This window comes from Acidocella aquatica (assembly GCF_030160635.1).
Taxonomy (GTDB): Bacteria; Pseudomonadota; Alphaproteobacteria; order Acetobacterales; family Acetobacteraceae; genus Acidocella; species Acidocella aquatica.
Genome location: NZ_BSOS01000007.1, coordinates 34,236 through 52,828, shown reverse-complemented (window position 1 = coordinate 52,828; position 18,593 = coordinate 34,236). Strand labels below are relative to the sequence as shown.

The 18,593-nt window shown below is 64.9% G+C and carries 19 protein-coding genes; 11 read left to right on the top strand and 8 right to left on the bottom strand.

Annotation, left to right across the window (positions count from 1 at the left end; genetic code table 11):
* The first annotated feature begins 33 nt into the window (after positions 1-33).
* On the top strand, positions 34-450 hold the full coding sequence (gene mntR / locus QQJ84_RS02345; protein WP_284256599.1) for a manganese-binding transcriptional regulator MntR: 417 nt from the start codon (positions 34-36) through the stop codon (positions 448-450).
* A gap of 17 nt (positions 451-467) precedes the next feature.
* Here mntR and QQJ84_RS02340 read toward each other — a convergent pair whose 3' ends face one another.
* The 3 genes from QQJ84_RS02340 to QQJ84_RS02330 form a co-directional block, all read right to left on the bottom strand.
* The gene (locus QQJ84_RS02340; RefSeq protein WP_284256328.1) at positions 468-1,787 is read right to left on the bottom strand and encodes an ATP-binding protein; all 1,320 of its coding nucleotides are present in this window, start codon (positions 1,785-1,787) and stop codon (positions 468-470) included.
* A complete protein-coding gene (locus QQJ84_RS02335) occupies positions 1,784-2,446 on the bottom strand; it encodes a response regulator (RefSeq protein WP_284256327.1) in 663 nt (220 codons plus the stop codon). The genes QQJ84_RS02340 and QQJ84_RS02335 overlap by 4 nt, the downstream gene beginning before the upstream one ends.
* 103 nt (positions 2,447-2,549) lie before the next feature.
* On the bottom strand, positions 2,550-3,314 hold the full coding sequence (locus QQJ84_RS02330; RefSeq protein ID WP_408861716.1) for a ferredoxin--NADP reductase: 765 nt from the start codon (positions 3,312-3,314) through the stop codon (positions 2,550-2,552).
* A gap of 207 nt (positions 3,315-3,521) precedes the next feature.
* On the opposite strand from QQJ84_RS02330, the gene QQJ84_RS02325 reads away from it, so the two are divergent.
* From QQJ84_RS02325 to QQJ84_RS02300, 6 genes are read left to right on the top strand one after another with little or no spacing between them, the layout of a single operon-like run.
* A complete protein-coding gene (locus QQJ84_RS02325; RefSeq protein WP_284256325.1) occupies positions 3,522-5,531 on the top strand; it encodes a hypothetical protein in 2,010 nt (669 codons plus the stop codon).
* A 41-nt stretch (positions 5,532-5,572) separates the two neighbouring features.
* Positions 5,573-6,148 (top strand): cob(I)yrinic acid a,c-diamide adenosyltransferase, encoded by a 576-nt coding sequence (locus tag QQJ84_RS02320; RefSeq protein ID WP_284256324.1) that lies wholly within the window; start codon positions 5,573-5,575, stop codon positions 6,146-6,148.
* A 3-nt stretch (positions 6,149-6,151) separates the two neighbouring features.
* On the top strand, positions 6,152-6,946 hold the full coding sequence (locus QQJ84_RS02315; protein WP_284256322.1) for a sulfotransferase family protein: 795 nt from the start codon (positions 6,152-6,154) through the stop codon (positions 6,944-6,946).
* 28 nt (positions 6,947-6,974) lie between these two features.
* Entirely contained in the window at positions 6,975-7,853 is an 879-nt protein-coding gene (gene folD, locus QQJ84_RS02310; protein WP_284256321.1) for a bifunctional methylenetetrahydrofolate dehydrogenase/methenyltetrahydrofolate cyclohydrolase FolD, read from the top strand.
* A gap of 42 nt (positions 7,854-7,895) precedes the next feature.
* A complete protein-coding gene (locus QQJ84_RS02305) occupies positions 7,896-8,585 on the top strand; it encodes a helix-turn-helix domain-containing protein (protein WP_284256320.1) in 690 nt (229 codons plus the stop codon).
* 15 nt (positions 8,586-8,600) lie between these two features.
* The gene (locus QQJ84_RS02300; RefSeq protein WP_284256318.1) at positions 8,601-8,915 is read left to right on the top strand and encodes a hypothetical protein; all 315 of its coding nucleotides are present in this window, start codon (positions 8,601-8,603) and stop codon (positions 8,913-8,915) included.
* Positions 8,916-8,987: 72 nt separating this feature from the next.
* Here the strand turns inward: QQJ84_RS02300 and QQJ84_RS02295 are convergent, their stop codons facing one another.
* The 4 genes from QQJ84_RS02295 to QQJ84_RS02280 are packed head-to-tail and all read right to left on the bottom strand — an operon-like array spanning position 8,988 to position 13,164.
* Positions 8,988-10,253: an MgtC/SapB family protein gene (locus QQJ84_RS02295; protein WP_284256316.1), complete on the bottom strand. Its 1,266-nt coding sequence runs from the start codon at positions 10,251-10,253 to the stop codon at positions 8,988-8,990.
* Positions 10,250-11,428 (bottom strand): cystathionine beta-lyase, encoded by a 1,179-nt coding sequence (gene metC, locus QQJ84_RS02290; RefSeq protein WP_284256315.1) that lies wholly within the window; start codon positions 11,426-11,428, stop codon positions 10,250-10,252. The genes QQJ84_RS02295 and metC overlap by 4 nt, the downstream gene beginning before the upstream one ends.
* Entirely contained in the window at positions 11,429-12,286 is an 858-nt protein-coding gene (gene sseA / locus QQJ84_RS02285) for a 3-mercaptopyruvate sulfurtransferase (protein ID WP_284256313.1), read from the bottom strand.
* Positions 12,286-13,164 carry a helix-turn-helix domain-containing protein gene (locus QQJ84_RS02280; RefSeq protein WP_284256311.1) on the bottom strand — a complete coding sequence of 293 codons (879 nt, stop codon included), beginning with the start codon at positions 13,162-13,164 and terminating at the stop codon, positions 12,286-12,288. The genes sseA and QQJ84_RS02280 overlap by 1 nt, the downstream gene beginning before the upstream one ends.
* A gap of 209 nt (positions 13,165-13,373) precedes the next feature.
* On the opposite strand from QQJ84_RS02280, the gene QQJ84_RS02275 reads away from it, so the two are divergent.
* Positions 13,374-14,420 carry an AI-2E family transporter gene (locus QQJ84_RS02275; RefSeq protein WP_284256309.1) on the top strand — a complete coding sequence of 349 codons (1,047 nt, stop codon included), beginning with the start codon at positions 13,374-13,376 and terminating at the stop codon, positions 14,418-14,420.
* 86 nt (positions 14,421-14,506) lie between these two features.
* Positions 14,507-14,860, top strand: coding sequence for a YraN family protein (locus QQJ84_RS02270; RefSeq protein ID WP_284256308.1), 354 nt, complete (start codon positions 14,507-14,509; stop codon positions 14,858-14,860).
* Positions 14,861-14,963: 103 nt separating this feature from the next.
* Here the strand turns inward: QQJ84_RS02270 and QQJ84_RS02265 are convergent, their stop codons facing one another.
* Positions 14,964-16,340 carry a M20/M25/M40 family metallo-hydrolase gene (locus QQJ84_RS02265; protein WP_284256307.1) on the bottom strand — a complete coding sequence of 459 codons (1,377 nt, stop codon included), beginning with the start codon at positions 16,338-16,340 and terminating at the stop codon, positions 14,964-14,966.
* Positions 16,341-16,417: 77 nt separating this feature from the next.
* On the opposite strand from QQJ84_RS02265, the gene cysS reads away from it, so the two are divergent.
* Both cysS and QQJ84_RS02255 read left to right on the top strand, forming a co-directional pair.
* A complete protein-coding gene (cysS, locus tag QQJ84_RS02260; RefSeq protein WP_284256306.1) occupies positions 16,418-17,764 on the top strand; it encodes a cysteine--tRNA ligase in 1,347 nt (448 codons plus the stop codon).
* Complete coding sequence (locus tag QQJ84_RS02255; protein ID WP_284256304.1) at positions 17,761-18,540, top strand: RNA methyltransferase; 780 nt, start codon at positions 17,761-17,763, stop codon at positions 18,538-18,540. The genes cysS and QQJ84_RS02255 overlap by 4 nt, the downstream gene beginning before the upstream one ends.
* Positions 18,541-18,593: the final 53 nt, after the last annotated feature.

Sequence of the window (18,593 nt, the reverse complement as noted above, 5' to 3'; positions counted from 1 at the left end):
CCCGCCTTGCTGAAATCTTCCACCCCGCCGCCCATGCCCGCAGAGCCCACCCAGGCGCGCCGTTTCAGCAAGGCCCGCGCGGCGCAGAGCTATGCCTTGCTCGAGGATTATGTGGAGCTGATCGACGATTTGCTCACCGCCACCGGCGAGGCCCGCGCGACTGACATCGCGCGCCGCCTCGGTGTCAGCCATGCCACTGTCGTTAAAACCATCGGCCGCCTCAAGCGCGAGGGCCTGGCCACCTCGCTCCCCTATCGCGGCGTCTTCCTCACGCCCGCAGGTGAAACCCTGGCCAACAAATCGCGCGCGCGCCACCGCCTCGTGGTCGCTGTTCTCACCGCCATCGGTGTGCCGCCGGAAGCGGCGGAGCAGGATGCCGAGGGGTTGGAACACCATATTTCCCCCGCCACCCTGCGAGCCTTCGCCGCGTTCCTGAAAAAGCAGCCGTAGGAAGGGGGCAGGGCCGTTCACGCCGGGAAAGACACCTCGACGCGCAGGCCGGATTTCGTTTCAGGATCGGCATAAGCCAGCGTGATCTCCGCGCCGATGCGGTTGATGATTGTTTTCACGATGGATAAACCCAGGCCAGAGCCCAGCGCCTGATTCCCCGGCACCCGGTAGAATGGATCGAATACCCGCTCATGATATTCCGGCGCGATCCCCGGCCCCTCATCATCAATGCGCACCACCGTCCGGGCTTGGTCCCGGCGGACCAGAATGTCGATCCGCCCGTTCACGGGGGAATGTTGAATCGCATTTTCCACGAGATTTTTGAACAATGTCTTCAACTCGGGCCTGGCGGCCAGCACGCGGCTGCCGGGCACATCGCTAACGCCGAGGTCAAGCGCCTTGGTTTCGGCGAGCGGCATCAGCTCTTCCAGAACCTCGGTGAACACCGGCAGCAACGCCACCGGCTGCGGCGCGGTCATGGCGACCTCCTGCACGCGGGCGAAGCTGAGCAACTGCTCCAGCAGGTTGCGCGCGCGCATGATGCCGCCGCGAAGTGCCGCCAGCCGCTCCCGGGCCGGCGGCGGTAGCTCCGTTGCCTCCAGTTGTTCCGCCTGCAGCGATAAAGCGGTGAGCGGGGAGCGCAGCTCATGCGCGGCATCCGCCACGAAGCGGCGTTGCACCGCGACCGATTGCGCGACGCGGCCCAGCAGGCGGTTTATCGCCACCGCAAACGGGCGGATTTCCGAGGGCATCGGCGTATCGGGGATTTGCCGCAAATCGTCCTCGCCCCGCTGGTCCAGCTCCACCGCGAGCTTTTTGAGCGGCTTCAGCATCTTCTGGATCAGCACCACCAGCGTGAACACGAGGATGGGGATCAGCGCCAGAAACGGGATGATGCCGCGCATGGCGCTGCCCATGGCGATCTCGTCGCGCACAACGGTTTGCTGCGCGACGGCGATGCGCGTGCCTGACGCCAATGTCCTGACATAGACCCGCCAGTCAACGCCCTGCTCAATGGCCGTCTGCATCCCGTCCGGCAGATCAGCGGGCAGGCCGGCGAGCGGGCCTTTTGCCCCGGGCGGGGCGGATTTTTGCAGCAATTCCACGATAATCCGCGCTTCGGGGTCGATATCCGCCACCCCCTGGTTTGACGCCACAAGCGCCTGGGACAGGTTTTGCCGGAAGATCAGCGCCGCGACCTCGCGCAATTGATCGTCCTGCAGTTCGATGGCGTCCTGAAACGCCAGAACGAAGGAGAGGACACCAGAGACGAGCCCGACCACAACAATCAGCAGCGACAGCGAGGCCGAAAGCCTAAATTGCAGCGAGTGCGTCATTTTTCCCGGGAGACCATCCATCCCACGCCTCTTATGTTCTTGATCGCGTCGCGGCCCAGCTTTTTGCGCAGCGCGTGGATCAGGAACTCCACCGCGTTGCTCTCCACCTCCTCGCCCCAGCCATATAGCCGGTCCTCCAGCGCGCCGCGCGAGAGGATCGCGCCGGGGCGGAGCAAAAGGGCTTCCATGAGGGCGAATTCGCGGCCGGAGAGGCGCGTGGCGATGCCCTCATGGGTGATTTCGCGTGTCGCCGGGTTCAGCGCCAAATTGCCGTTGGAGAGCAATGGCCCGCCGGCGCCGCCCTTGCGCCTTATGACCGCGCGCATGCGCGCCAGCAGCTCGGCCATCTCGAATGGTTTCAGCACATAGTCGTCGGCGCCGTCATCAAGGCCGCCGACACGCTCTTCCACGGCGTCGCGCGCGGTCACGATGAGAATGGGAACCGGGTTGTGCCGCGCGCGGATTGAACGCAACACCTGCGTTCCGTCCTTGCCGGGCAGGCCCAGATCGAGCAGCACCACGCCGTATTCCTGGCTTTGCAGGCTGCTCAGGGCGGTGTCGCCATCGCGCACCCAGTCAACCGCGTAGGCTGCGTCCCGCAGGGCCTGCGAGACCGCGGCGCCGATCATCTGGTCGTCCTCAACCAGCAAAACCCGCATGCCCGGCCCCTTTCGCGTGTGTTCATTGCATAGGCAGGGGGCAGTGTAGCGCGCGGGCCTGGCTTGCGGTAGCCAGGCCCATTTGGCGTTATTTCTCGACGCGCTATTTCTCCACGAACGCCTTTTCGATGACGAATTCGCCCGCGCCGTGGTGGCTGCCCTCGTGGAAGCCCTGGCCCAGCAGGAACTGGTGCAGGTCGTTCAGCATATGCGGGCTGCCGCACAGCATCACGCGGTCGGTCTCCTTGTTCAGGCGCGGCAGGCCGAGGTCGGCTTCCAGCTTGCCGGTTTCCAGCAGCGTGGTGATGCGCCCCATGTTGCGGAATGGCTCGCGCGTCACGGTTGGGTAATAGAGCAGCTTGTCCGCCACCAGCTCGCCGAAGAACTCATGTTCGCGCAGATTGTTGACGATCAGCTCGCCGTAGCCGAGTTCGGGAATGGTGCGGCAGCCATGCACCAGCACCACATGTTCATAGCGCTCATAGGTGTCGGGGTCTTTGATGATGCTGACGAACGGCGCCAGCCCGGTGCCGGTGCCCAGCAGATAGAGGGTTTTGCCGGGGCGCAGATTGTCCTGGATCAGCGTGCCGGTCGGCTTGCCGCCCACCAGAACCTCATCGCCGACGGCGAGTTTCTGCAAATGCGAGGTCAACGGGCCGTCGGCCACCTTGATCGAGAAGAATTCAAGCTGTTCCTCATGGTTGGCGTTGCACATCGAGTAGGCGCGCAGCAGCGGGCGGCCGTTTATCTTCAGGCCGATCATGGTGAACTGCCCGCTGATGAAGCGAAAGCCGGGGTCACGCGTCGCGGTGAAGCTGAAGAGCGTGTCAGTCCAGTGCCGGACGGTGAGCACCGTCTCGGAATACATCGTCGCCAATATACTGCTCCTAGTGAAATCGTTGGCCGTGACTTAGAGGGGACGGGGGCAAATGTTAAGCGTTCTTTTGGGCATTCCAGCCCGTTGCGCGGAGAGGATATCCCTCGATTCCGGCCTGAAAATGGGGGCTGGAGGATGAAATTGGCTTTTCCGCCGCCTTTACGCTAAATCCCTCTCTGTTCAGGAGCGGGTGAGAAAATGCAAGCTGCGGCGTTTTTGGAAATTGAGCGTGATCTTCTTGCAGGGGTGATCCGCCAGCAACCGGAATTTAACGTTTTCAAGGGAATTAACATCCCGCTGCCGCCGCAGGCCGCTGAACACCCCGGGCTTTCAGGCTTTTATCTGCGCCATGCGCTGGAGTGTGCCTGGTTCACCGCGCGCGGCATCGCCCCGGTCCTGGCCTCGCTCGCCGCCGCCCGCGCCGCTGCTCAGTTCATTATGGCCGAGGCCGAGGCGCTGGCTCCCGCCGAGCGCGCCGCGCTGCCCGCCTGGGTGCAGCCCATGGCGGGCGATGTGGCCCCCGGCGCTGAGGTGCTGGCCGCGCATTTCCCTGCCACCGAGGCGCAGATCGCCCTCATCCGCCGCGTCTGGCCGCTGCTTGGCACCGCCGAGGGGCTGATGGAGACCGGCGGCGACATCCGCCTGGCGCGCGACCCGCGCAGCGCCCTCAACGGCTACGGCTGCAGCCACCGGCCGCGCCCCTGGGCGATCACCTTCGCCTCTTCCACCGCCTCCTCCTCCTCCGAGCGCGGCTACACCGCGGCTGACCGCGCCCGCCTGCGCGCCACCCTGGCGCTCTTGCGCGGCACCGCCAGCCGCAACGCGGTGCGCCAATCGCTGGGCACGGTGCGCCGCGGCATCTCACAGGTCTTCGGGCTTAACCCGGCCGAGCAGATCATCCTCGCCGCCTCGGGCACCGACACCGAGTTGCTCGCCCTGGCGCTGACCCATCTGGCGGGCGCTGAGCAGCCGATTCTCAACATCCTCATCGCGCCGGAGGAAACCGGGCGCGGGGTGCCGATGGCCGCGCGCGGGCTGCATTTCGCGGTGGATACCGCCCTGGGGCACGATGTCACCTTCCAATCCCCCGTCACCGGTTTCCGCGCGGATACGGCGCTGGCCAACATCCCCCTGCGCGAGGCTGACGGCGCCCTGCGCGCGGCGGAGACGGTGGAGGCCGAGACGGCCGCGGTGATGGCAACCGCCATGGCGCAGGGGCAACGGGTGATCCTGCATGTGCTGGACCTCTCCAAAACCGGGCTGCTCGCCCCGCGCCCCGCGTTTTTGGCGCGGATGCGCGCGCTGTATGGCGATGCGTTCGACATTGTGGTGGACGCCTGCCAGGCCCGGCTCTCGCCCGCCTCGGTGCGTGCCTATCTGGCGCTGGGCGCGGTGGTGCTCATCACCGGCTCCAAATTCTTCACAGGCCCTCCCTTCGCCGGCGCCGCCTTGCTGCCAGCGGCCATTGCCGCGCGGCTGGCCAGCGCGCGCCTCCCCGCCGGGCTGGACGCCTATTTCGGCCGTGACGACTTCCCCCCGCGCGCCCCCGCCGCCGCCAACCTGCCCCCGGTCGGCAATTATGGGCTTGCCCTGCGCTGGCACGCGGCCCTGGCTGAGATGCAGGCGCTGCTGCGCGTGCCCCCGGCGCGCCGCGCCGAAATTCTGGAGGGCTTTGGCCAGATCGTTCAGGCGGCGGTGGCCGCCCAGCCCGCGCTCAGCCTGCTCGGCGCCCCGGAAATCTGCCGTGGCCCGCAGGCCGAGCCGTGGGAGCCTCTGCCCAGTATTTTCACCTTCTCCCTGCGCGCCCCGCACGCGCCGGGCCGCTGCCTCACCCCGGCCGAGGCGCGCAATGTGTATCTCTGGCTGAACACCGACCTTTCCCCCTTGTTCCCGGCGGCGCAAAAAATCGCCGCGCGCATCTGCCATATCGGCCAGCCGGTGCCGCTGCCGCAGCCCGGCTGCGCGGAGCCGCAGGGCGCGTTGCGGGTTTCCGCCGGGGCGCGGCTGCTCTCGGGCGAGCCCTCGCACCGTGGCCTGGCCCAGGCGGCGCGGCTGCAACGCGAATTCGCTGACCTCGCCGTGGTATTCAGCAAAATTGACCTGATCCTGCGCAACTGGGACCGGCTGAGCACGGCCAATCCGCAACCTTGCTACCGCCCGGCGCGCCACGCCGAGGCCGCCCCCCGGCGCGGCAGCCCGGTTGCGTAACGCGGGTTGCGCGGCCCGCCCGGCCGTGGCTGAATGGCGCCATGGTCAAACTCGATAAAATCTACACCCGCGGCGGCGACACTGGGGAGACCTCGCTCGGCGACGGCACCCGCGTGGCCAAATCATCACTGCGCGTCACCGCTTATGGCGAGGTGGACGAGGCCAACGCCGTGCTCGGCCTCGCCCGGCTGCACGCCACCCCGGCGAGCGATACGCTGCTCGCGCGCATCCAGAACGATCTGTTCGACCTCGGCGCCGATCTGTGCGTGCCGATCGAGGAGGCTCCTAAATATCCGCCGCTGCGCATCACCCAGGCGCAGGTGGACTGGCTGGAAGCCCAGATGGACCGGCTGAACGCCGATCTGGCGCCGCTCAACTCCTTCATCCTGCCCGGCGGCACGCCCGCGGCGGCGTTTTTGCATCAGGCCCGCACCGTGGTCCGCCGCGCCGAGCGCGCCACGGTTCACCTGCTCGCCAGCCCGCATGAGGCCGTGAACCGGCTGGTGCTGGTCTATCTCAACCGCCTGTCGGACCTGCTGTTCGTGCTCTCGCGCGTGGAGAACGGTCAGGGTGCCGGAGATGTCCTCTGGGCGCCCGCCGCCAACCGCGACGGCTGATTTTTGCCGGGCAAGGTCTCGATCTTTGGCTGCGGCGTGCAGAAGGGCGGCACCACCAGCCTGTATGCCCACCTCTGCGAACATCCTGAACTCTCAGCCCCCGTGCAGAAGGAACTGCATTTCTTCGACGATGAATCCCGCGATTGGGCCGCGCCCGATTATGCGGCGCTGGAGGCTCTCTTCCCCGCCAGTGACGGCGCGCGGCTGCGGTTTGACATCACGCCCATCTACGGCTTCTGGCCGCCCGCCATCGCGCGCATCCACGCCTACAACCCGCAAGCCCGGCTGATTTATCTGTTTCGTGACCCCTTCGAGCGCGCATGGTCGCAATGGTGCATGGAATATGCGCGCGGTTTTGAGACGTTGCCGTTTTCCGAGGCGATTCGCGCGGGCCGCGCGCGGCTGGCGGAGCTGCCGCCGCTGGCGCGCGAACAGCGGATCTACACCTACATTGAGCGCGGCTGCTACGCCGGGCAGGTGCGGCGGGCGCTGCGCCATTTTCCGCGTGAACAGGTGTTGTTTCTGCGCTCGCGGGATTTGCTGCTTGACCATGTTGGCACATTGCGCAAAATCGCCGGTTTTCTCGGCATCGGCCCCTTCGTGGATACCGGGCCAAAGCGCGAACAGCCGCTTGCGTTCACGCCGCCGCCCTTTAAGCCGGACGCCGCCGATCTGGACTACATCGCCGGGCTGCTGGGCGATGACGTGCGGGCGTTCGCACAACTGAGCGGGCTTGATGTTACCGGCTGGCCGGTGATCCAGCGCCGGTTTGCCTCGGGCGCGGCTGCGGGAGTATGAGCGCGGCGCGTGATGAGGAGGCGTGATTTTGGCTGATATTATCGACGGCAAGGCTTTTGCGGCCTCGCTGCGGGCGAGCATTGCGGCCGAAGTCGCGGCACTTTCGTTTCAACCCGGCCTCGCCGTGGTGCTGGTGGGCGATGATCCGGCCTCAAAGGTCTATGTCGCCAACAAGGCCCGTCAGACGGTGGAAGTGGGCATGCGCTCGTTCGAGCACCGCCTGCCCGCGGAGACCACCCAGGCAACGCTTCTAGCGCTGGTGCAAAGCCTTAATGCCGATGCCGCCGTGCATGGCATTCTCGTGCAACTGCCGCTGCCAAGGCATCTGGACGCTGATGCGATCATCGCCGCCATTTCTCCCGCCAAGGATGTTGATGGCCTGACCGTGACCAACGCCGGGCTGCTGGCGAACGGTCTGCCGGGGCTGGTGCCCTGCACGCCGCTCGGCTGCATCCTGCTGCTGCACGACCGGCTAGGCGGCATGACCGGGCTGAACGCCGTGGTCATCGGGCGCTCCAACCTTGTAGGCAAGCCCATTGCGCAGCTTTTGCTGCAACAGAACTGCACAGTCACCATCGCGCATTCAAAAACCCGCGACCTGCCAACACTTTGCCGTGGCGCGGATATTCTCATCGCCGCCGTCGGCCGGCCTGAGATGATCAAAGGCGATTGGATCAAACCTGGCGCCACTGTCATCGATGTCGGCATCAACCGCGTCCCCGCCGCCGCGCCGGGCAAAACCAAACTGGTTGGAGATGTCGCCTTCGCCGAGGCGGCAGGTGTTGCGGGTATTATCACCCCCGTTCCCGGCGGGGTCGGGCCCATGACCATCGCCTGCCTGTTGCGAAACACTCTGACCGCGGCAAAACGTATCGAGTCGCGCGCGACGCTTGTCTCTGAAGTGTAAAGAATGCTGGCAATTTCAACTTCCACGTCATAAGACCCGGGCATGAAGCACAAGGCAGCTCCCTCCGAATCGGTCTCCTCCAAGGCAAAAGCGCTCGGCGCGGAAACTGCGGTTGCCGAGACTTATGCCACCGGCTCCGCCGCCGCCGCGGTGTCGGAGAAAACCCTGGAGCAGGCCATTGGCGTGCAGGTGCGCCTGTTGCGCCGGCGAATAGGCATCACCGTCGCCGAGCTTGCCACGGCATCCGGTCTTTCGGGGGGCATGCTCTCAAAAATCGAGAACGGGCAGATTTCGCCCTCGCTCGCCACGTTGCAGGCGCTGGCCTCGGCGCTGAACGTGCCGATCACCACATTCTTCTCTTCCTTTGAGGAAAAGCGCGACTGCTCGTTTGTCAAAGCCGGCACCGGCGTGGTCATCGAGCGGCGCGGCACCAAGGCGGGGCATCAATACAGCCTGCTCGGCGCTGCGCTGGGCGGCACGCTGATGGTCGAGCCCTATCTCATCACCCTGCACAAGGATGCCGCATCCTACACGGCTTTTCAGCACGAGGGCACGGAGTTCATCTATATGCTGACCGGCGAGGTGGTCTACCGCCACGGCGACCAGGCGTATCATCTCACCCCCGGAGATGCCCTGCTGTTCGACTCCGCCGCCCCGCACGGGCCGGAGAAACTGCTGACGCAGCCGATCAGCTATCTATCCATCATCGCCTATAACCGCGAGGCATCCTGAAGCGCCGGAGCGATCATGCTGCAATCCTTCTCCGCCGTTCTGGCCACCCTGGCGCTACTGGCCTTCATTTCGCTGCTGGCCAACCAGCGCTTTCGTGATGTTGACCGCCTGCCGATGAAGATTCAGCTCGACGGCAGCCCCGGCTGGACCGCCCCGCGCGCTCTGGCGCTTTCACTCACCCCCATTTTGGCGGTATTTGTCCTGCTGCCAGCCGCGGCCTTGCTGGGTAACATCGGGCTGGGCCCGTTGCCGGTGCTGGTCCTCTCGCTGAGCTTCATCGCCATGCATCTGCTGCACATCGGGCTGATCGCGAAATCACTGAAGGTGTAGAGCGCGATCGTTTGAGGTTCGTTCGACCGAGCGAGCCGAAAGCGTGAATCGCCCTCAGAAAAATGGCCAGAGCTACAAAAACACCGTGTAGGCCAGCGATAAAACCATCGACCCGGCCAGCCAGGCCGCCGCTGGCAGCATTTTTCTGCTGCGCGAGAAGCCGATCGCGTAGCCCGCTTTCAACAGATTGTTGCTGCCGCTGGCGATCAGCACCGCGCTGACGATCGCGGCGCGGCTGACCTGAAATTTTCCATCCAGCAGCGAGAAAATAAACGGATCGATATCGGAGAACCCGACCGCGAAGCTGAGCACATGCAGCCCGTTCACGCCAAAATTGCGCGTCACGAAATCAGTCACCGCGGCGAACACCACGAACAGCAGGGCAAACAGAAAGGCCACCGGCAGGTCCAGCGGGTTCGCGCTCATAACGGTGTGTTCGGGCGCCGGGGTGTTCTTGGCGCTGCGGGCCAGCAGCCCGGCGATCGCCAGCGAGAGCACAAACAGTGCGGCAAACGGCGGGGCCAGGGCGCGGGCGGCATCGGCATGGCCCAGCAGCAGGATTATCACCATCAGGCGGACATACATCATCGCGGTGGCGATCAACACGGCCGCCGGGGCCAGTGCCGCCTGCGCGGGCTCGGCCTGGGCCGCGCGTGCCAGTACCACGGTGGCGGCGGTGGAGGAATACATGCCCCCCAGCAGCCCGGTGAGCAGCGTGCCCGCGCGGGGGAACATGTAACGATGCGCCAGATACCCGAGGTAGGAGATACCCGAGATCACCAGAACCGCCGTCCACACCTTGGTATAGGTAATGCCCGGCAGGCCGGGGATCACCGCCTGCGGCAGCAGCGGCAATATCAGCCCGGCGAGTATGAAGAACTTCGCCAGCGTCACACCTTCCTCGGCGGGGAAGGCATCGGAGAGCTTGCGAATCTCGGTTTGTTCGCCCAGCGCCAGCAACATCACGATCACCAGCACAGCGGCCACCGCCAGCGGCGCCACCAGCACGAAGGGGCCCAGCGCATAGGCCAGCAGCGCGATCACCGTGGGCAGCAATGCCGGGTCGCCCGCCTGCACGCGCTTCCAGTATTCGAGCATCAGCAGCCCGCCCGCCACCACCAGCCCGGCGCAGAAGGGCACCACCGGCGCCACCACCCACAGCACATAGCCAAACGCCGCCAGCAAAGTGATGGTGCGTGTGGTGCCAAACCCCAGGGCCACCGGCGCCGCCAGCCCTTCGCCGCGCCGCCGGTAGGCATGCAGCTCCAGCCCTATAAGAAACGCGAGCGCGATGGTGCCCAGAAACCCGCCGAGCAGCGGCGGAATAAAGCCGCTCATGCGGCCCGCAACGCCGCCAGCCCCTGCTCCAAATCTTCGATCAGGTCATCCACGTTCTCCAGGCCGATCTGGAAGCGCGCCATTTTGCCCTCGAAATTGCCGGTTCCCTCGGTCCGCTTGATGGTCCCCGTGGTCGGCAGCACCAGGCTCTCATACCCGCCCCAGCTTGCGCCGATGCCGAACAGTTTTAACCCGTCGATCATCGCCACCACCGCTTCGGCGGAATAGGCGGGCTGGAACACCACGCCGAACAGCCCGCAGGCGCCGGAGAAATCGCGTTTGAAAAACGCATGCCCCGGGCAGCCGGGCAGGGCGGGGTGCAGCACGCGCGCCACCTCGGGCCTGGCCGCGAACCAGTGCGCCACGCGCAGGCCCGCCGCCTCCTGCGCCTTGAGGCGCACATGCAGCGTGCGCAACCCGCGCAGCGCCAGCCAGCAATCATCGGGCGAGGCGTAGGAGCCAAGCTCGAGCGCGCCCAGGCGCAGCCAGTGCCAGTCTTCATCGGTGTTCACGCTCACCGCGCCGAGGATGATATCCGAATGCCCGCCGGCATATTTAGTCAGCGCCTGGATGGAGACATCCACCCCATGGGTGAACGGCTGGAAATGGTGCAGGCCCCAGGTGTTGTCGAGAAACACCTTGGCCCCTGCGGCGTGCGCCACGCGGGCCAGCATTGGAATATCCTGCACCTCGAAAGTGTGGCTGCCCGGGCTTTCGGTGAACAGCACGCGGGTATTGGGCTGGAACATGGCCCGCGCCGCCGCCTCGTCAACCATCGGGTCGTAATAGCTGGTGCTGACGCCGTAGCGCCGCAGCACGCGCTCGCAGAAGGTGCGCGTCGGGCCATATACGGAATCGGGCACCAAAATATGATCCCCGGCATTCAGATAAGCCAGCAGCGGCACGGTGATGGCGGCCAGCCCCGAGCCGACGACCTGGCAATGCGTGCCACCCTCGATCCGCGCGATCATGCTCTCCAGGGCAAAATGCGTCTCATTGCCGCACAGGCCGTAAATATCCACCGGCTCCAGAATATGGCGGCCGGTCTCGAGCTTGGTTGCCATGTCGGGGTAGAGCACTGTCGAGCCGCGCACCAGCTTGGGGTTCACGAAGCCATAGGAGCGGGTTGGATTGCGCCCGTCATGCACCAGCGCCGTCTCAATTTTCTTCGTCATTTAAACCTCGACCGGCGTGTCATCGCGTGCGCCCCATTCAGACCACGAACCATCATAAAGCGCGCCTTCCGGCAGGCCCGCAACCACCAGCCCCAGGGTGAGAACGGCGGCGGTGATGCCCGAGCCGCAGCTGGTGATGACCGCCTGCCCAGGCCCCACCCCGGCGGCGGCGAAAATCTCGCGCAGGCGCTGGGGCGGCGGCATGTATCCGTTCTCCAGCAAGGCGGCGAGGGGAAGTGACTTCGCGCCCGGAATATGCCCGCCGCGCATGCCGGGGCGCGGCTCGGGCACCGAGGCATCAAAGCGCCCGGCGGGGCGGGCATCCAGCACCAGGGCCTCGTTGGTTTCCAGGTTGCGCCGCATGTCATCCAGCCCGCGCACCATGTGGCCCCGGTAGGTGGCGCCAAAATTACCCGGCGCGGCGGCGCCAAGATTGCTGGGCGCGGCGGCGGCCGGCTCGCCGGTTTCCACGGGGTGGCCCGCAGCCACCCAGCCGGGCAGCCCGCCATCGAGCACCGCAACATTGTCATGCCCGAACACGCGCAGCATCCACCACAGCCGCGCGGCGGAAAACAGCCCGCGTTGATCGTAGACCACCACATGGTCAGCGCTGCTTACGCCCAACCCCGCCATGGCGGCGGCGAAGGCGGCAGGTGCCGGCAGCATGTGCGGCAGCGGCGTGGAATGGTCGCAGACTTCATCAAGGTCAAAAAACCGCGCGCCGGGAATATGCCCGCTCAGGAACAGCGCGCGTGCGTCCTTGTTCTCATTGGGCAGGTAATAGGTCGCATCCAGCACCCGCACGCCGGGCTTGCCCAGCGCGCCCGCCAGCCAGGCCGCCGTGACCAGCGGCGGCATCAGCCGCGCGCGGCGGCGATAAGGGCGCGCACCCGCTCGGCGGCGGCCGCACCCTTCACAGCCTCACGCCAGGCAACCTCGGCCACGCGCTGGTGCGCGGCCACGGCATCCTCAGCACCGGTGATCATCGCCACGCCCGATTGCAGGCCCGGCGGCGCATCGGCCGGAAAGGGATTGATTGCGAGTGTCGCGCGCTCACGCGAGCGCAGCAGCGTGAACGGCCCGTTCGGTTCGCCATTCGCCATCAGCCCAAGCTGCAGGCCGATCGGCTCGCTCTCCATCAGATTGGCTACCTGCTCCATCTCGCGCGCGGCGGTCTCGCGCGCGGCCTGGCGCAGCCGTTCGCTCACCTGCATGTTGCCAGCGACCCCCTCGGCGAGGAATTTTTCAATTGAGGCGGGGGGCAGAATCCCGATGATCGAGGGCTTGCGCGCCGCATACATGCGCTTGCGCGCGACCATCACGCTCAACAGCTGTTCGGCGGCGGCGCGCGCAATGGCGCGATCGGCGCCCTGCATTTCGGCCTGCTCCTCGAACATCTGCGCCAGGGTCGAATCGTACTGGTCGGACGAGATCAGGTAACAAACCGGGCCGAATACCTGCAAAATCTGGTCGGATGTCTCCTCGATCTGGCGGATGCGCTCCATGTAGCCGACCGGCTTGGCGTAATACTCGACACCAATGCCCAAAAGGGTCAGCGGCGAGATTTTCAGCAGCTCCGCGAGGCGGTTCACGGTGTCGAGCTTGATGACCTCGCCCTTCTCGTAGCGGTAAAGCGCTGCCCGCGAGACACCCAGGCGGGCGGAAATTTCCTCCGCCTTTAACCCGGATTCCATCCGGTAAGCGCGCAACTGCTGGCCGATTTCATTGAAACGCATTTTAGTGTCCCCCTTGTTCCAGCAATCCGTTACCGTCCGGCGGCATGATCGTGTCGTCTCATTTTGAGATGAAATGAAAATGACACGAGAGTCACTAATACATGAACTGTCGAAAAATACAAAAAATACTAGTTTCCATGAGAATTTTATGACCGGGTGATAACGGCATGCGCTTGGTGCGGGGTGAATTTTCGTGCATCAACGCGGCCATGAAATCTGAACGAATTCTGCTGCTCGTGCTGGCGGTCGCCCTGGGCCTGGGGTGTTTCCTGATTCTTCTGCCGTTTCTGCCGGCCATGCTCTGGGCGGCCATTTTGGTCTACTGCCTTTGGCCGGTTTATGTTGGTTTCAACCGTTACGTCCGGCCTTCCATCTCAGCGTTTCTCATAACCCTCACGGTGGCCGGGATCGTGCTGATCCCCCTGGTGCATCTGGCCCTCGTCGTCGCCAAGGAAGCGCGCGCCGGCCGCAGTTGGGTCCAGGATGTAATCCTGAACGGCCTGCCGCCGGCGCCGGCATTTTTGGCGAAAATCCCACTGATGGGCGGGCTGCTGGCCGATTTCTGGAATAACTCGGCCGATGACCTGGGCGGCGCGGCGGCTTCGATGCAGCCGGTTCTGGGCTCGGTGGCGCATTCCGGTTTCCGGCTGTTGAGCGAGATCGCGCACGGGCTGATCGGTACGGTGGTCGCGCTGTTTATCGCGTATTTCTTTTTCCTGGCCGGGGAGCAGATCATCGCGCGCATCCGGCTGCTGCTGGTGCGCATCATCAATGAGAATCGGGTGGAGCATCTGTTCGCGCTGGTTGCCGGCACGGTGCGCGGCGTGGTGTTCGGCATTCTCGGCACGGCGGCGATGCAGGGTATTCTGTACGCCATCGGCTTTGAGGTTGCGCACGCCCCGCAGGGGTTGCTGCTGGCCAGTCTTGCCGGGTTGGTCTCCATCGTCCCCGCTGGCGCGGTGATCGTTTATGTGCCGCTCTGCCTGTATCTTCTGGCCCAGGGCCATCCGGTTATCGCGATTATGCTGGGGGCGTATTGCTTTGTCGTCGTGGGCGGGGCGGATTCAATTGTCAGGCCCTGGCTGATCTCCAAGGGGGCATCGCTGCCCTATGCGCTGACCCTGATCGGCGTGCTCGGTGGCGCGATTGCTTTTGGTGCGCTGGGTATTTTCCTGGGGCCGGTGCTGCTGGCGCTGGGGCTGGCCGTGGCGGAAGAATTCGCCGGGCAGTCGCGCGGCGCCTGGCGGCAGTCGTGATAGGGGAAATTAGTTAAAAATTAACTAATTTATGGCGTAGTGAAGGAATGGATCAGCAAACTTCATTGCGGCAAACAAATTCCCTGATGAAACGCCGCGCGGCTGAAAGCCTCGGCCGGGTCGCCGAGGATGAGGTGGCGCTGCACTGGCAGAACAAAGGGTTTGGCATTCTGGCGCAACGGCTGCGCACCGGCGCTGGGGAAATCGACCTTGTGGTGGCCAATGCGGAGGTGCTGGTGTTCGTCGAGGTGAAGGCCCGCAGAACCATGGCGCAGGCGGCTTACGCCGTTTCGCCCCGGCAGCAGGCGCGGCTGCTGGAGGCCGCCGGTGTAGCCCTGGCCACACATGAGGGTTGGGAGCGGCCCTGTACCCGTTTCGATGTCGCGCTGGTGTATCCGGGCGGCGTGTCGCACATTGAGGATGCCATTCGCTATAATTAATTAGAGCGTGATCGTTTGAGGTTCGCTCAAGCGAGCGAGCCGAAAGCGTGAATCGCCCTCAGAAAAATGGCCAGAGCCTGATCGCACTTAAAGCGATCAGACTCTAACTTGCGAAGGCGGCGAGCAGGCGGGCGTGTGCGCGGGTGCCGCGATGGAAGCAGGCCAGCTCGAATTTTTCGTTCGGGGAATGGATGCAGTCGTCATCCAGGCCGAAACCGGCGAGCAGGGTTTCCAGTCCAAGATGGGTCTTGAAGGCTTCCACCACCGGGATTGAGGCGCCGCAGCCGACCAGCGCGGCGGGTTTGCCGAACTCGGCGGCCAGAGCCTCACGGGCGGCGTGCATGAAGGGGGCATTCAGATCCATGGAGAAGCCCGGTGCGGCGCCAAAGTGTTTGAATTCCGCTTTGGCGTCGGGGGGCAGGCGCGAGGTGATGAAAGTCTCGAAATTTTTGACGATCTGCTGCGGGTTCTGGCCGGGGACGAGGCGGAAGGTGAGCTTGGCCGTGGCCTGGGCGGGGATGACGGTTTTGGTGCCCTCGCCCTGATAGCCGCCGGAAATGCCGTTGATGTCGGCGGTGGGGCGCGCCCAGAGTTGGGCGAGGGGGAGCTGGTCAGCTTCGCCCGCGGGTGTGTGCAGGCCGACCTCGCCCAGGAATGCCCGCGGGTTGAAGCCAAGCTGCGTCCATGAGGCGAGCAGCGTATCTGGCACCGGGGCGATGCCGTCGTAAAAGCCGGGGATCTGGATGCGGCCGGTGGCGTCATGCAGATCGCCCAGGATGCGGGTGAGAGCGTTGATGGGGTTGAGCGCGATGCCGCCGAACAGGCCGGAATGCAGATCGCGCGAGGGGCCTTTGATGGTGACTTCCACCGCCGCCAGGCCGCGCAGCGAGGTGGTGATGGCGGGGGTGGTGAAATCCCACATATTGGTGTCGGCGACCAGGACGAAATCAGCCTTCAGGTTCTCGCGCTCCTTGGTGAGGAGCTCGGCCAGCGAGGGGCTGCCGCATTCCTCCTCGCCCTCGAGCAAGACGGTCAGGCGGACCGGGAGTTTTCCGGTCATGGTCAGATGCGCGCGGCAGGCCTCCAGGAAGCTGACAACCTGGCCTTTGTCGTCCACCGCGCCGCGGGCGACGATGCGCTTGCCGCGCGGGCCGTCAACCAGCTGTGGGTCGAACGGGTCGGAGTGCCAGAGGTTCAGCGGGTCGGCGGGTTGGACGTCGTAATGGCCGTAGAAGAGCACATGCGGGGCGGTGGGGCCTGCCTCATGGTGGGTGGCGATGACGCCGGGCAGGCCGGTGGTTTCTGAGAGGCGGGCGGCAAAGCCCATTTCGGCCAGGGTGTCGCGCGCCCATTCGGCGGCCTTGCGGCAGTCGGCCGCATGAGCCGGCTGGGCGCTGATGCTGGGGATGCGCAGCAGGGAAAACAGGCGTTGCAGCGAGGTTTCGAGCGTGGCGTCAATATGGGAGAGAATCTGTTTCATGCATCTATTTGGGGGGCGGGGAGAGAAAAGATCAATGCGGCTTGATTTGCGTTGGAAACTCGCCGAAGAGCGCGGGTATGACCGAACTTTTGCTGCATAATACCCGCACCCGGACCAAGGAAATCTTCAGGCCGATCGACCCGGCCAACGTGCGGGCGTATTTGTGCGGGCCGACGGTGTATGACCGCGCGCATATTGGCAACGCGCGCAATGTGGTGATTTTCGATGTGCTGATCCGGCTGCTGCGGCGGCTGTATCCGAAGGTGACGTATGTGAGGAACATCACCGACATCGACGACAAGATAAACACCCGGGCGCGTGAGCGGGGCTTGAGCATTGCAAAGGTGACCGAGGGGCCGATCCGCTATTATCATGAGGACATGGGGGCGCTGTATGCGCTCCCCCCCGATATCGAGCCGCGCGCGACGGAGCATCTGGGCGAGATCATCGAGATCATCCAGCGTTTAATTGCCAGCGGGCATGCGTATGAAGCGCAGGGGCATGTGTTGTTCGCCGTGGCGTCGGATGCTGATTACGGCAAGTTTTCGGGGCGCTCGCCGGAGGATTTGATCGCAGGGGCGCGGGTGGACGTGGCGCCCTATAAGCGTGATCCGGGGGATTTTGTGTTGTGGAAGCCCTCCTCGGACGATTTGCCGGGCTGGCCGAGCCCTTGGGGACGCGGGCGGCCGGGGTGGCATATTGAGTGCTCCGCGATGTCCTGGAAGCATCTGGGCGAGAATTTTGATATTCACGGCGGCGGGGATGATTTGATTTTTCCGCATCATGAGAACGAGATCGCGCAGTCATGCTGCGCGTTTCCGGGTTCGCATTTTGCCAATGTGTGGGTGCATAACCGCATGTTGCTGGTGAACGGCGAGAAGATGAGCAAGTCGCTCGGGAATTTTCTGGTGCTGCATGATGTGTTGCAGAGTGCGCCTGGCGAGGCGGTGCGGTATTTGTTGATGCGCACACATTACCGGGCGACGCTGGATTTCTCACAGGCCGGGCTGGTGGAGGCGAAGCGGGAGCTGGACCGGTTCTACCGGGCGATTGCCGCGCACGAAGGTGTGCGCGCGGCGGACGAAATTCCGGCTTGCGTGCTGCAGCCGCTGCTGGATGATTTGAATACGCCGGGGGCGATTGCGGGCTTGCACAGCCTGGCGGACGCGGCGTTGGCGGGGGAAGCTTCGGCGGCGGCGTGGTTGCTGGCGGCGGGGCAGGTGCTGGGGTTGTTCAATGTGGCGCCGGAGGCATGGTTTCAGGGCGATGGCGATGCCGCGAAGATCGAGGCGCTGATCGCCGAGCGCAAGGCGGCACGGGGGGCGAAAAATTTCGCGCGGGCGGATGAGATACGCAAGGCGCTTGAGGCGGATGGGGTTGTTTTGGAGGACGGTCCGCAGGGCACGGTCTGGCGCCGCAAATGACCGGGCGCGATGGCGGAGCGGAGCTGGAGCCGATTGAGCCGTCGCCGGTGGTGATTCTGGTGCGCCCGCAGCTGGCGGAGAATATCGGCTCGGTGGCGCGCGCGATGGGCAATGGCGGGTTGTTTCATCTGCGCATTGTGGCGCCGCGAGACGGCTGGCCGCAGGAGCGCGCCTGGCGGACGGGGGCGGGGGCGCACCGGATATTGGACTCAGCCGTGGTTTTTGACAGCGTGGCGGCGGCGGTGGGGGATTTGCACCGGGTGTTCGCGACGTGCCCGCGGCCGCGGCATATCATAAAGCCCGTGCTCACCGCGCGCGGCGGCGCGGCGGAGGTTGTGGCCATCGGGCAGCGGGGGTTGCGCTGTGGCGTGTTGTTCGGCCCTGAGCGGGCGGGGCTGGATAATGATGATATTGCCTGCGCCGATAGTTTGATCCGCTATGACCTGAATCCGGGATTTATGTCGCTCAATCTGGCGCAGGCGGTGATGGTGTTTGGCTATGAATGGTGGCTGGCGCGCCAGGATGAGCAGCCGATGCGCGAGTTGCAGACCAATGAGACGGTACCAGCGACGAAGGCGGACCTCGACCATTTCATGGCGCATCTGATCCGCGAGTGCGATGATTCAGGGTTTTTAAAGAATGAGCAGAAGCGGCCGGGGATGATACGGAATCTGCGGCATTTTTTTAACCGCGGGGAGATTACCCGCCAGGAGTTGAACACGCTGCATGGCGTGGTGAGCGAGCTGGTGCGGGGGCGCAAGCTGCGGCCGCGCTGATAGGGGCTGCGCGGGGAGCATTGGCAAAGATGGGCACGAAACGGGGGAGATGC